At 53.8% G+C, this 13,618-nt stretch carries 12 protein-coding genes; 6 read left to right on the plus strand and 6 right to left on the minus strand.

Annotated elements, in window-relative coordinates:
• From AC0LWT_RS09815 to AC0LWT_RS09830, 4 genes are all read right to left on the minus strand, one after another.
• Positions 1-609 (minus strand): MFS transporter (locus AC0LWT_RS09815; protein ID WP_474681056.1); only part of this gene is annotated, 609 nt, incomplete at its 3' end.
• A gap of 106 nt (positions 610-715) precedes the next feature.
• Positions 716-1,387: a sulfite oxidase-like oxidoreductase gene (locus AC0LWT_RS09820; RefSeq protein ID WP_474681057.1), complete on the minus strand. Its 672-nt coding sequence runs from the start codon at positions 1,385-1,387 to the stop codon at positions 716-718.
• A 53-nt stretch (positions 1,388-1,440) separates the two neighbouring features.
• A complete protein-coding gene (locus tag AC0LWT_RS09825) occupies positions 1,441-4,263 on the minus strand; it encodes a golvesin C-terminal-like domain-containing protein (protein ID WP_474681058.1) in 2,823 nt (940 codons plus the stop codon).
• A gap of 411 nt (positions 4,264-4,674) precedes the next feature.
• On the minus strand, positions 4,675-6,063 hold the full coding sequence (locus tag AC0LWT_RS09830; RefSeq protein ID WP_474681059.1) for an MFS transporter: 1,389 nt from the start codon (positions 6,061-6,063) through the stop codon (positions 4,675-4,677).
• Between the two features lie 146 nt (positions 6,064-6,209).
• On the opposite strand from AC0LWT_RS09830, the gene AC0LWT_RS09835 reads away from it, so the two are divergent.
• The 6 genes from AC0LWT_RS09835 (at position 6,210) to AC0LWT_RS09860 (ending at position 10,800) form a co-directional block, all read left to right on the plus strand.
• Positions 6,210-6,530, plus strand: a complete 321-nt coding sequence (locus tag AC0LWT_RS09835; protein ID WP_474681060.1) for an ArsR/SmtB family transcription factor — start codon at positions 6,210-6,212, stop codon at positions 6,528-6,530.
• Positions 6,531-6,820: 290 nt separating this feature from the next.
• The gene (locus tag AC0LWT_RS09840; protein WP_474681061.1) at positions 6,821-7,510 is read left to right on the plus strand and encodes a GntR family transcriptional regulator; all 690 of its coding nucleotides are present in this window, start codon (positions 6,821-6,823) and stop codon (positions 7,508-7,510) included.
• A 110-nt stretch (positions 7,511-7,620) separates the two neighbouring features.
• Positions 7,621-8,364: an ABC transporter ATP-binding protein gene (locus tag AC0LWT_RS09845; RefSeq protein ID WP_474681062.1), complete on the plus strand. Its 744-nt coding sequence runs from the start codon at positions 7,621-7,623 to the stop codon at positions 8,362-8,364.
• Complete coding sequence (locus AC0LWT_RS09850; protein WP_474681063.1) at positions 8,364-9,248, plus strand: ABC transporter permease; 885 nt, start codon at positions 8,364-8,366, stop codon at positions 9,246-9,248. The genes AC0LWT_RS09845 and AC0LWT_RS09850 overlap by 1 nt, the downstream gene beginning before the upstream one ends.
• 51 nt (positions 9,249-9,299) lie before the next feature.
• Entirely contained in the window at positions 9,300-10,442 is a 1,143-nt protein-coding gene (locus AC0LWT_RS09855; protein WP_474681064.1) for an ABC transporter substrate-binding protein, read from the plus strand.
• A 133-nt stretch (positions 10,443-10,575) separates the two neighbouring features.
• Positions 10,576-10,800 carry a spore germination protein gene (locus tag AC0LWT_RS09860; protein ID WP_474681065.1) on the plus strand — a complete coding sequence of 75 codons (225 nt, stop codon included), beginning with the start codon at positions 10,576-10,578 and terminating at the stop codon, positions 10,798-10,800.
• A 144-nt stretch (positions 10,801-10,944) separates the two neighbouring features.
• On the opposite strand, the gene AC0LWT_RS09865 is transcribed toward AC0LWT_RS09860, so the two are convergent.
• Together AC0LWT_RS09865 and AC0LWT_RS09870 are read right to left on the minus strand one after the other, a co-directional pair.
• Positions 10,945-11,229, minus strand: a complete 285-nt coding sequence (locus AC0LWT_RS09865) for a DUF6171 family protein (RefSeq protein WP_474681066.1) — start codon at positions 11,227-11,229, stop codon at positions 10,945-10,947.
• A gap of 3 nt (positions 11,230-11,232) precedes the next feature.
• Entirely contained in the window at positions 11,233-12,717 is a 1,485-nt protein-coding gene (locus tag AC0LWT_RS09870) for an alpha-N-arabinofuranosidase (RefSeq protein WP_474681067.1), read from the minus strand.
• Positions 12,718-13,618 lie beyond the last annotated feature (901 nt).

Below are 13,618 nucleotides of genomic sequence, written 5' to 3' on the forward strand. Positions count from 1 at the left end.
CGTCGCGGCGTTGACTACGGTCAACGCCCCGCCGAGGAAGTCGAAGCGCAGCTCCTTCGGCGCTTCTTTCGGCAGCAGGCGCAGCAGCACCGGAAGCACCGCGAGGATGAGGCAGGTGACGGCGAACAGGCCGTTCCATCCGAAGTACTCGCTGATCAGGCCGCCGACGATCGGCCCGAGTCCGAACGCCATCGCGCTTCCCGCCGAGATCATCGCGATCGCTTTGCCGCGTCTTTCGTACGGGATGTAGCGGCTGGCCAGCACCAGCCCGAGCCCCGCCATGACGCCGGCTCCCGCGGACTGCAAAATGCGCGCCGCCAGCAGCACGTGGTAATTCGCCGCAAAAATCCCGATCACCGACGATAATCCGAGCACGGTTAATCCCACCGCGAGCAGTTTGCGCAGCGGTATCGCATCCGTAAGCCTGCTGTAGATGACGGTCGACAGCGCATACCCGATGGAGTAGCTGGAGATCACCCACGACCCGAGATCCTCCGAAATGCCCAGATCGCGAATAATACTCGGCAGCGAAACGTTGAACATCGTCGTATTCATCACAACGATGAACAGGCCGAATGTCCATACCGGCATAACGATTTTGTCGTTCATCTGCTCTCATCCTATCTATATCCGAATCGGTGTGTCAGTTCTATTATTATACTTTGCGTCCGGTTTGACAAATACATCTCTTCACGCGCAGCCGCGGCGGCGGGGGTCAATCGTACTCCTTTTTGTGCCATTCGTCTTCCGGAATCGGTATCGGCTCGCCGGAAAACCGCTGTTCCGCAAACGGTTCGGCGATATTGTGAAAGCCGTTCCGCTCCCAGAAGCCTTCCCGATCCTCCTTCATAAATTCAATCCCGCGAATCCACTTGGGGCTTTTCCAAAAATAAAGATGCGGCACGATCAGCCGCAGCGGCCAACCGTGCTTGGGTGTAAGCGGTTCGCCGTCATAGGTGTGCGCAAGCAAAATTTGATCGCCCATCAAGTCGTCAAGCGGGACATTCGTCTCGTAATCGTTATCGGCATGCAGCATGACATAGCGCCCCTCGGGCCTAATATCCAGCAGGCGCATGAAATCGCGGAAAAGCACCCCTTCCCACACCGTATCCAGCTTGGACCAGCGGGTGACGCAGTGAATGTCGCAGACGATCTGCGTTTGCGGAAGCGCCAGCAGCTCATCGTAGCGGAGCCGTTTTTCCTCTGCGACTTCGCCGAATACGCGCAGCGACCAATCCGCCAGCTCGTAGTCCGGCACCTCGCCTTCATGCAAAATCGGGAACCGTTCCGTGACGACCTGTCCGGGCGGTACCCGGTGCGCAAGCGCGGCGTCAACGACGGGAACTTTCATTTTTTTGATGCGGTCTGCTTTGCTTTGTGAACTCATTTTTTTCATCCTTTCTTTCCGCGCAAAAAATCCCCGCTTACCGGGGAAAGTGACTATTGCTTTTCAAATTTAACGGCATCGGCCCCGACATAAGAACCGTCGGCTTTATTGGTGAGCTCTACATTTCCGCCGGTGCCTGCGCTGAAAGCGAACGTTCCGAGCGGAGTCCACCGGCCCCCGTTCGCCGTCTGATTGACGGCAACCGTTTGACTGCCGCTATTGTAATTTACCGTATATGAGCCGTTTGTGCAACGGTTGCTGTGGGCCGGATACCATACGGACACCTTGTAGTCGCCCGGAAGCGTTATATTCGGCGTCCATCTTGCCTTGGCTGTTGCCGTCGCAGCACTGACCGCGTAGCGGTAATCCGCGCCGTATTTGTCGGCCATGCCGCTCGCCGTGTACCAGACGCCCGAGACGGCGGCAAATCCCGGGTCGGCGTTATCGACGATGATTTCCTGCTTCATGAATTTGACCGCATCGGCGTCCACGAACGATCCGTTCGCCTGATTCGTCAATTCCACGTTGCCCGTCGCTCCCGCAAGAAAAGGGAAATTTCCGAGGCGGACCCACCCGCCCCCGTTGACCGTTTCATTTATTTGCACTTCTTGGCTGCCTCCGTAGTAATTGACTTTGAATTTGCAGTTCGTGCAGCGGCTTGAATGGCCGGGATACCATACAAACACGTCATAGCTGCCGGATTCGGTCAAGTTCGGCGACCATCTGACCTTGGCCGATGCCGAAGCGCTGCTGATGGCGTATCTGTAATCGGCTCCGTACTTGTAAGGCAGTCCCGAGCTTAATGTCCATGTCCCGGATATGACGTTAAAGCCGCTATCGGCGTTATCCACGATCACCGGTCCGGTATTTTGCGGCCCTTTCAAATATTTGTAGGCGGGCTCAAGACCGGCATTGTTCATGATCGCCTGGGCTTGCGCCGACCAGTTGCCGCCCGTGACGATGGCGTTATCGCTGACCGTGTTCACTGTCGGGTCATTTCTGGAATAGCTGCTGTCCGTAAAATTCCACTGTGCGGCATTGTTCGTCGCCGGATTGGAAAACTGCTGGATGAAAAGCCATTCAGGCACGAGCGAAATCACGTTGCTGTTGACCGTGTAATATCGGGTGTTTTCATCCAAATATATCGCCGCATACTGATTGAGCTGGTTTCGCACGTAATTGTTCGCGATGCTGGAGCTCGGCTGTGAGCAGAGCGTATAAATGCCACCCCCGTCGATCATGCGTTTCATAAAGTTGCTTATGAGGTTGTATTGAATTTTGTTATTTTTCGACTCCTGGGCGCAATCCGACCAGCCCCACCCTACGCTGATTCCCGTGTAAGGAATATCCTCGATTTCGTTGTGCTCCACCAGCAAGCTGTCGTTATAATAGCCTAGTATGCCGACAGAGCCGAAATAGTCCGTGCCGATTCGCGCGATGTAGTTGTTGCTCACCGTATTCCGTCTCGGCCACATCCTTGAATCGCTCAAATTAGCGGTATCGTTCGGTCTGATGGCATCGTTGCCAATCTCGACCGCTCCGGCGGACAAGTCCGTGAACGCGTTCCCTTTGATCACATTATCGTTGCCGCCCATGTCGAACAAAATCCCGGTGCCTCCCAGATTGGCAAACCGGTTGCCGATAATCTGAATCCGGTCGGAAGTTAGCGCCGTGATGGCTCCGGGAATCCGGTCCTTCCGGAGATTGTGCCTGTACTGCGTATCCCTGCTCGCATCCGGTGATGCCGGAATGAGCGAATTGGCCTGAATATCGACAAAGCCGGCCTGATTCGGACGCGTCCAGTTCGTATGCCGGAACTCCAACCCCTGAAACACAAGATCGGTTACGGGTGCAGTGAAATCGCCTTTGAGCAAAATGAGCGTTTCCACCTTCGGAACGATCACTTCCGCCGTATTCATGTTTTCCCCGGCCCTCGGCCAGTAGTATAAATCGCCGGTATCCCGGTTAAAGTACCACTCGCCGGGACTGTCCAGAAACTCCTTGGCATTCTCAAGCCAATAAGGCTTGTTGCAATAATTTCTTTTCGCCTGCGGCAGTGCCGGGTTGGTTGCGGCGTTCCACTCGATTCCGTTGATCACGGCCCGTGCTGCATTGTCGTTGCCGGGCACGGGATCGGTCTGATGAATCCGCAGCCTTTTGTGCATCCAATCGAGCAGGATCGACACTTCTATTTTATCGGAACTATCGGCCGCCCCACGCAGCGTATAATTCGGAATATTGAAGCCGTCCGTTTCCCGGCAGTCTTTTTCCGCCGTACCCGTCATCGTAAAATAAGACCCTTCGTTCGGATTTCTAGCTCTTATCCCTTTCGATTCGTCTACATAGATTTGTCTAAAATCAATAGGATCATAGACGGAGCCGTACACGGAGCTATATACGGAACTGTATGCGGAACTGTATGCGGAGCTGTAGACCGATCCGTAAACGGAATTGTACACGTTTGTTTTGTAAACGTTTACATTTTCCGGAACCCAGTTTTTTATCGCCTCTCCACCGCTAAAGACCGGTTTTTCGTCCGGCATATTCCGGTAAACGACGTCAAAGCCGTCCTTGCCCGAATCGACCGCGTCAAATACGACGGTGGCGGTTTGCCGGTAAGTGCCGCCTCTGAAATATACGACCACGTCGCCCGTAAGCGTGTGGCCGGCCAAATAGGAGCGCACGGCAAGCCGGGCTCTGTCCATGCTGGCAAACGGCGAAGCCAACGTGCCGTCCCCTGCCGTGTCGCTGCCCTCCGGGGAAACATAAAACTCTTGCTGCACGGCCGCATGAGCTTTGCCGGCTCCATGCGCCAAAAAAGCGATGCCGACAAGCAGCATCACCGACAGTTGGAACAACATCCATCGTTTTTTCATCGTGAAGCCTCCTATGACGATTCGAACTTGCAAACTAGTTAAAAACTATCGGGCATGAGTCGAACTCCACCTCCTTGTGCCGAAACAATGAGATAAACCTCTATCGAGGTCTTTTCGAAGATGAGCGACCGCGTTCAGAGGTAGGTTTATTCGCCAATAAGAATGCTGTTCTTTGCGCTTTAGCGCTGTAAAGAACTTAAACATTCTTATGTGGTAAAATGGCCTTTCGATCAATGGGACCGGAAGGGCGAACTGTTCATTCGCACACCATTGATGTAAGCGCTGTCATTTTTCGCTATATTATATTCACGGATCGTGCAATCGGTGCAGCATGCAATGCCAAAAAGCTGCCTGACCCGACCCGCGGCAATCGCGGACTCGAATCGGCAGCTCTCTGTTCGGGCAAAGCTTTTATACGTTCAAAGCGGCGGACGCCCGGCGATTTTTGAGCGCGCGGTACGCCAACGAGCAGACGATCGCCAGCATCCCGACCGCCGCCATTCCCCAGAAAATTTCGGCGTACACTTGCGGCAGCGGCATTTTTTGCTGCGCGGTCATGACCGTCCCGCTGACGGCGACACTGAACGCTCCGCTGAAAAATTGCAGGAGCTGAAACAGCCCCATGCCTGCGCCGATATGCTCCGCCGGAAGGACGCGGGACATTTCGTTGGAGACGCTCGCGTTGAGCGTGGAAAATCCTACGATCAAAAGCACATACACGAGCATAATGATATAAAACGAATGCGACGCGAACAAGGCGAACAAAACGCCTGACGCAAAAATCGGCCAAGGCGCGTATCGCAGCAGAACGGCGTTGCCGAAACGGTCGATCATTTTGCCGATACTGTTCGAAGCGAGCATCGACACCAGCGCTCCCGGGAAAAGAATCAGCCCCGATTGTCCGGGCGTTAATCCGTAGAGGTGGGCCAGCACTTGCGGAAGCAAAAACAGCGCCGCGAAGTTGTTGATGTAGGAAACGACGCCCATCGAGCCGAGCAGCAGGTACGGTTTGTTCGTGAACAGCTTCGGCTGAACGAACGGGTTGGCGGCGCGGTGAATGCGAATCCAGAGCAGCACCAGGGCAACGACGCCGACGATGAGCGCGATGACGAACCGGTTCGTCATAAACAGCAGCAGCCCCGTCGAGCCGATGCCGATCAGCGCCGCGCCCAGCCAGTCGAACGAGCCGCGCACCGTTTCTTCCTGCGGCAGGAGGCGGTACAATACCGGAATGAGAAAAAGCGAGAGACCCGTAACGATGAACAAGTCGTTCCAGCCCAAATATTGGGTAATCGCGCCGCCCGCGACCGGTCCCAGCCCCAGGCCGAGCGAAGCCGCGGATGTGATCAACGACATCGCCTTGCCTCTGCGCGACAAAGGAACGAAACGGGTGATCAGGACGATCGCCAGACTCATCACCGAGCCTGCTCCGGAAGCTTGAATCAAGCGGGCGCTCAGCAGCAGGGCAAAATTATGGCTGAAAAAGCCGATGATCGACGCTCCTCCCATACAGAGCAGCCCGATCGTGAGCAGTTGGCGTATCGGAATAAAATCCGACAGCCTGCTGTAGGTGATCGAAGCGATCGCGAACAGGATGGAATAGCCGGTCACGATCCATGATGCGGATGTCGAGGATAAATGAAATTCCTGGGCTACTTTCGGCAAAGCCAAATTGAACATCATCGTGTTCATAATGACCAGAATGAGGACGAAACCGAGCAGCGGAATGATCAGCTTTTCCCTGAAAACTACGCTGCTGCCTTCAGCGCCGGCGAGAACAGGAATGGATTTGGTAGTCATAAAACCTCCTTAAAAATAAACAATAATATCCAAAAAAGATACTATTGTACTATAATCATCGAACTATTAAAATATAACATGGGGTATGTTATAATGCAATTATGTTTTCTATATTAACATTTTCTACACAAGGGGGGGGAGCAGCGATGAAAATTTTATACCATCCGAACCGGGACGATATCCACCTGACTTCCGTGCTTGCTGCGTTAAGCGACCCGATCCGTCTTGAGATCGTGTGCAATATCGCCCGCTCCGGCGAACAGATGTGCAGCAGTTTTCATTATCCCGTGGCCAAATCGACACTGACTCATCATATCCGTACGCTGAGGGAAGCAGGCGTGTTAAACGTCCGCGTCCAGGGGACGCAGCATATGCTGACCTTGCGCGCGGAAGATCTCGACGAGCGCTTTCCCGGCATCATGGACGCCGTACTGCGGTCGGCCGCATTATCTCGGCCAAGCAACTAATAACGGGGCTGCCCTCCCCCCGTTCTGACACTGAATCGTTCCTATACGTAAACGCCTCCATCGCCTAACGGTTTTGGGGGCGTTTTTATGTCATTTTATTAGACATGAAAAAGAGATTCAAGTGAAATTCATGGCTTTCATTTATATTTTTCAACAAAATTTTAAGTGATTTCTTGTTGTCTGCGCTAAAATGAGTAAATTTCATGTCAATTATATTGACCTTAAAAGTTATTTTATATTACCATCACGGTGAACGGCCAACAAATAATAACTTAGGAGAACATGTTCTCATGTTACAAGCGAATGAAGCAGACATGTATAAGGCCATCAAGGACGCCATCTTCAAGCAAAAGCTTCGCCCTAATATGCAGCTCGTCGAAGAGGTTTTGGCTGAATCGTTCGGAGTTAGCCGAACGCCGGTACGCAATGTGCTGCGGCGTTTGGCAAGCGAGAAACTGGTGACGGTCATCCCTTACAAAGGAACGTTCGTCTCATGCCCTTCGATCCACGAAGCTAAAGAAGTATTCGAAATGCGCAGAGTGCTTGAGGCTGCAGCCATTAAGAAAGTTTGCCGAACGCTGACGGAAGCGCAATTTCAACAACTTGGGAAGCTGCTGAAAGAAGAGCATGAAGCACACCGGCAGGGCGACCCGCTTGGGGCGCTGCGGATCGCCGGCGACTTTCACCTGCGAATCGGCGAGCTGGCCCGCAATTACTACTATTTTCGATACTTGGAAGAACTCATCTCTCTCACGTATGTCATTATTGCTTTTTATGGCATGAGGAAAAATGTGTACTGCCGCGATCATGAGCAGATCCTGCAAGCGATGAAATCAGGAAACGAGGAACTCGCCGGGCGGCTCATCATTGAACACCTGAAGGACATCGAGTCCTATCTCGATTTTGAAGAGAAAGGCGCGCCGGCCAATACGTTAGCTGAAATTTTCAAGTCCAGGGAGCATTTGGCAGCCAAAAAGTGACCGGGGAGAACCACATTTTTTTGCTCACGGTTGTATACAATCTCGTATTGGAAATACGGCCTAAATCGCATACAACGCAGCAGACACAATGCGCATAGAGGGGTGAAGGAATGAAACTGACGGTACAGCAAGCAGGTAAAAGGTACGAAGACCGCATCGTTTTGAAAAATATCGACCTGACCGTGTATGCCCATGAATTTATTTGCATCTTGGGGCACAGCGGCTGCGGCAAATCGACGCTCCTCAATATGGTAGCCGGGTACTTGCTCCCGGACGAGGGAACGATCATGGTCGACGGGGAACGCATTCAGGGGCCGTCGAAGTCTCGCGGGATGGTGTTTCAGGACCACGCTTTATTTCCTTGGTACACGGTGCTCGAAAATATTTCGTTCGGTCCTGAGGTGCAAGGAGCCGGCAAGGCCAAAGCCCGGGAAATCGGCCTGGAGTTTCTAACTCTGGTGGGGCTTGAGAAGTACGCCAACCATTACCCTGCCGAGCTTTCCGGAGGGATGAAACAGCGTGTCGGCATTGCGAGAGCGCTGGCAAGCTCGCCTGAAATTTTGCTGATGGATGAGCCGTTCGGCGCACTCGACATTTTGACCCGGGATATGATGCGCAGAGAACTGCGAAAGATTTGCGCAAAGCTGAAGCCGACGATTCTTTTCGTCACGCATAGCATCAGCGAAGCCGTCTATTTGGCCGACAGGATCGTCGTGATGAAGGACGGCGAAATTATCGATGCGTTCCCGGTCCGAATCGAGCATCCAAGGACGTTCGAATCCCCCGGATTTCGCGAAGCGATGCACAGAATCGAACGGATTCTGATGGAAGACGATGCGGAGGAGGCCGTTTGATGAACGATACCCCTACATCGGTAGTCGCGGACAGCGGCGAGCAGTTCAAAGCCATAGCCAAAAAGACGACGTCGCCCAAAAAACGCAAAGCCGCCCGGAACGGTTATTTGGAAAAGTGGAATGCGCTGCCGTTCTTGACCTTTTTCGCCGTCTGGGAAGCTTTTGCCCGAGTGAACGAAACGTTTGCCTGGTTTAATCCGCTTTTCCTGCCCCCTCCCTCTCTTGTGCTGTCCGACGCCTGGTTGTTGGCCAAAACGGGGCTTATTGCGCAAAGTCTGATCTCCAGCTCGATCCGGATCGCCGTCGGCTTTGCCGCAGGCTGCCTGTTGGCCGTAGCCGTCGGCGTCCTCATGAGCAAATTCCGGGCCGTGGAACGATGGATGTCCCCCATACTCAATCTCGTAAGCCCAATTCCGGCTTTAGCCTTGCTTCCGCTGTTTATCATCTGGTTCGGCATTGGCGAGTTCCCTAAAATGTTGCTTATTGCGTGGACTACATTTGTTCCCGTGCTTGTCTACACCGTCGACGGATTTAAATCGGTTCCCTCGACTTTGATTCGTTCAGCCCTCAGCCTGGGCGCATCCGAAAGACAAATTTTCACGCGCGTCATGATTCCTTCGGCTATTCCCAATTTTATCGTCGGCGCCCGCGTCAGCCTGGGATTATCGTTCTCGGCCTTGATCGTTTCCGAAATGATGGGCGCCAAATCCGGATTAGGCTACATTATCGTCGATGCCAGAAATTATTTTAAAATTTCCAATATGTTTGTCGCGATTATTTTGATCGGCCTTGCATACAGCTTATTTTCCTATCTGGTGAAACTGCTGGAAAGGAGGGTCTTGGCTTGGCGCAAGGGAGGCATGCGCGATGCGGTTGAGAAATAGCATCAATCAGGCGGCAATTTAAAAAAGAGACGATAGGCGGAGGGAAAACTAATGAAAAACAAAGGGAAATGTGTTCAAATTTTAGCTTTAATCGCAACAGCGGCTGTAGTTCTGGCAGCATGCGGTACCAAAGAAGCGGCAACGGGCACCCCGGCCCCGGAAGCGACTGCGGCGGCAACTCCGGCGTCATCAGCACTGCCGGCAGCAACTGCAACTGCAGCGGCGGCGACTCCGGCGGCAGCCATAATCCCGGAGACGAAAGACGTTACGTTAGTCGGCGTGCGCGATGCGCAAATCTCCTCCCAGCAAATTATTGCGGATAAGCTGGGTTATTTCAAGGAATCTGGACTGAACGTTACGAGCCAATTAATCGAAAGCGGACCGGATATCGGACCGATGGTTGCCGGTGGCAGCGCGCCTGTCAGCATTCAAACGAATTTCATGGATATCATCCTTAAATCCTCGAACGTTCCTGTCAAAATTGTCGCCCCGCTGGCGCAAATCGCCGGTACGCAAGCGGTTGTCGGCTCGAAAAAGCTGGATCTGAAAAGCTCCAAAGATCTGGAAGGCAAAACAATCGGCATTCCGAACGGCGCCGATGTGAAGATCGCGATTGACAATATGGGCAAAGAGCTTGGCGTCGACGTCAGCAAAATCAAATATGTCAACCTCGCGCCAAGCGATGCCGTCGTCGCACTGCAAAAAGGCGATATCGATGCCATGGCCTGTTGGGAGCCGTTCATCACCAAAGCGATTCAAGGCGGAGGCAAGTTTCTTTTCAGCGGTACCCAGAGCGAGCTTCCTGACAAAAAAGGCAGCGTCGACTGGATGAGCGTACATACAACCATACAGGTTTCGGATGAATATGCAAAGAAAAATCCGAACACGATTAAAGCCATTCTCGTTGCTTTGAAAAAAGCGACCGACTACATCAACATGAATCGCAAAGAGGCCATTAAAATTCTTGCGCCTGAGCTGCACCTGAGCGTTGAAGAGCTTACGCAAATTATGGATCGGAACGTGTACGCCATGGTTGTGGACGATACCTATGTGAATGGCAGCAACGGCGCAGCCGTAGGCGAGTACCTCAAGAGCGTAGGCAATATCAAAACCATACCTAAAGCCGATACTTATCATGATCTGAGCTTGCTGAAAGCAGTAGACCCAAACCTGATCAAAGCTGAATTTAAATAAAGCACATATCATGGGCCGGGACGCACTTGTCTCGGCTCTTGGTATGGCCGCGCAATATTGGCAGTGACATTTGGGCAAACATTTACATACGATGGTTTATTGGATGCACGCATAGCTGGAGGGGGAGCGCCGGGTGAATTCCATTGTCGGAAGCATCAAAATCAATAACGTTTCAAACAGTTCCAGTGTGCAAATCGGAGACACCGGTTTTATCGTGCTGTCAAGCAGCAACAAGATGCATGCGGGAGCCAACTCGTTTTCACCGGGGGACAGCTTCGGCACGATTACGAACAATCCGAACAGCGTCACGAATACGAGCGATCCCGATCTGTTCGATGGCACAAGTACGATTGTATAGTTGACTCCCCCTCTGCTCCGGGAATTGCAAAAAGACGCCCCGAACCGCGCAGCAAGCGGGATGAGGCGTCTTTTGGCATTTCTGCATAGCGCGGCAGTGCGGTGACGGCGATACATTACTGCAAAGCGCGATAGCAGCCTCCCCTTACTCCGCCCAGCGCGTGCCAAGCGGTTCGGGGCAGTGGGCGTCTTTCATCCGCGCCCGGACGGCGACAAAGCAGCCGCAGTGCCTGCACGTGTGGTTCCCCAGCAAGGAAGCGCAGGACGAGCAGGCGGCAAGCCGCCTGTCGTATACGTCCGCAGTCGCGAAGGGGACTTTTCCCTCAAGCCTGGCCAGCAGCTTGGATACTTCTGCCGCGGCATACCCGTCGTCCGGCTGTGCCATGCACCCTCTGCACGGCTTGCCGGTTTTGACATTTCCCGCTTCCATGCGCTATGCCAGCGTCAGCACAACGACGGACATCGGCGGCAAGCTTACGTTTAGCGTCCCGTCCTTCAAGCTGGCGCCCTCGAATGCAGCCGGTTGAACGTAGTCCGGGCGTTCGAACGTATTATGCGCGTTCATTTCGGACGAGGCCAGAATGCGTCCCGCAACTTTGCGGTTTGCCGGCAGTCCTTCCAACCGCGTTTCAATCGCCGCCGTCTCGTTGTGGTGCAAATTGCACAGGCTGATGTGGATCCGCCCGTCTTTGTCCCGGGTAGCCGAGGCGCTGATTTGCGGAATCATTTCTCCGTCCAGTTCGTAAGAATCGCTGGCCAGATGAATGTCCAACGCTTCCGCATCCTGATGCACCTTGTACATTTCAAAAACATGATATGTAGGCGTCAGCAGCATTTGCTTGCCTTCCGTCAGCACCATCGCCTGCAGCACGTTGACGGTTTGGGCGATATTCGCCATGCGCACCCGGTCGCTATGCTTGTGGAACAAGTTTAAATTAATGCCGGCGACCAGCGCGTCGCGCATCGTATTTTGCTGGTACAGGAAGCCCGGATTCGTTCCCGGTTCGGTATCGTGCCACGTCCCCCACTCATCGACGATCAGATCGACTTTTTTCTCCGGATCGTAGCGGTCCATAATTTGCGAATGCTTCGTAATCAATTCATCCATGACGAGAGTCTTCTGAAGCGTTCTGAACCACTCCTGCTCGTTGAAATCGGTGGACGAGCCTTTGTCCTGCCAAGTCGGGCCCGGCACCGTGTAGTAATGAAGCGTTAATCCGCGCATATGCTGCGACGCTTCCCTCATCAGCACCTCGGTCCAGTGGTAGTCGCTGGAGTTCGGTCCGCAAGCGATTTTGAACACTTCGTTTCCGCCGAAGTTGCGGACATAAGTCTGGTAGCGGCGATATTCGTCCGCGTAATATTCCGGGCGCATATTGCCGCCGCAGCCCCAGTTCTCATTGCCAACGCCGAAATACTGCAGCTTCCACGGCTCTTCCCGGCCGTTCTCCCGCCGCAAATTGGCCATCGGCGACTCCCCGTCGAACGTGATGTATTCGACCCACTCCTGCATTTCCTGCACGGAGCCGCTGCCGACGTTGCCGTTAATATACGGCTCGCAACCGATCAGCTCGCACAGCAGCATAAATTCGTGCGTGCCGAAGTGATTGTTTTCGACGACCCCGCCCCAGTGGGTGTTCACCATTCTTTTGCGCGTCTCGCGCGGGCCAATGCCGTCGCGCCAATGGTATTCGTCCGCGAAACAGCCCCCGGGCCAGCGGAGCACGGGAACTTGCAGCTTTTGCAGCGCTTCCAAAACGTCGTTGCGGATTCCTTGCGTATTCGGGATCGGCGAATCCTCTCCCACCCAGATGCCTTCGTAAATACAGCGCCCGAGATGCTCGGCAAAATGACCGTAGATGTTTTTGTTAATCGTTCCTGTAACCACATCCGTATGAATCGTCAACCGGTTAGCCATAACTTGCTTCATCCTCTCACAAAATAATGATTAATAAATATATTAATTATACAATATATATATTAACTATATACTTTACCGGAGACTATTGTCAACGATTGTTTGTTCCGCCCACCTCAGGTACCGGAGCGCCAAAATCGTGAACTCCGGCGCCGAGCCAGCCGAACGCCTGGGCACGGGCATGCCTGTTCGATTAGCGAAGCATTATTTTGCCGCCCAGCGGCATGGGGGGCTTTTGCAGGCTTTGCGGTCGTGCCGCCGACCGCAAGCCGCAGAACGGCCGGCCGCGAGTTGCAGGGCCGCGGGCCGACCGGACGGGAGCGGCGGACCCGCGCGCTGCGGGAAGTTACCGGCTGCGCCGTCTTTGGGCGGCTAAAGTGTAACATTTTTGCCGCGTCCGAGCCTTTTGCCTTGCTAAAAATTGGGAGTAATCCCTTCCGGTTACCCTAATAGCGTCTCGCAGCCCGCCAGAGCCGCCGCATCTGGCGGGCTGCACGGAAAAAACCTGCAAAAGTACATCCTTTTGCGCAAAGATGCGCTTGCCGAGCAAAATTCCTGCAAATCTGCAGGTTTTTCAGCGAATTCACGAGCTCAGCCCCTACTTCGAAAGGAATTCCTGCACTTTTGCAGGCTTTTCCTCTAAACGGGCCGATTCCTGCAAAAAAGCCTGCACTTTTGCAGGCTTTCTTCGCGCAGATAGGCATATGGGCTATCTGCGCTGGGCGTCGGGCATCTCAACAGCCTGCACTTTCGCAGGCTTTTCCCCCGCTCGCCCCGACCAACCCACTAGGCCTTGCCGGCCCTCCTTGCCCGTCCAGCCTCGCCCAACCCAACGACCCTCCTTGCCCGTCCGGCCTCGCCCAACCCTCCCGGCACGGCCAGCCCGCCAGGGCATCTCCCA

Source organism: Paenibacillus sp. sgz302164, assembly GCF_056120505.1.